Source organism: Parendozoicomonas sp. 2304DJ65-17 (assembly GCF_058148445.1).
Window position 1 is genome coordinate 1 of sequence record NZ_JBYVJV010000148.1, and the last position, 231, is coordinate 231.

Genomic DNA, 231 nt, shown 5'->3' on the forward strand with positions numbered 1-231 from the left:
TTCGCACTCTGGTAGACCAGCAGGGCGAAGCGGCTAACGTTTCCCGTCTGATCGAACAGGCTGTTATGGAACGCCTGGCTGATGAGAAAGACGAGAAGAAGAAGTCTTCTCTGGAAAAAGAATTCGCTCTGTTCATGGATGTTGTTGGTGACTTTGGCTTCGCTATCACCAAGCCTTACTACACCAACATGGAGAAGCAGCAGAAGGGCTCCGGCGGTCTGTTCTCCATCA

1 protein-coding gene is annotated in these 231 nt (G+C 51.1%); it reads left to right on the forward strand.

The genetic code is table 11. The features are described from left to right. Positions 1-231: hypothetical protein (locus tag ACY2RR_RS24855; RefSeq protein WP_490110876.1), on the forward strand; the 231-nt coding region annotated here is incomplete at both ends.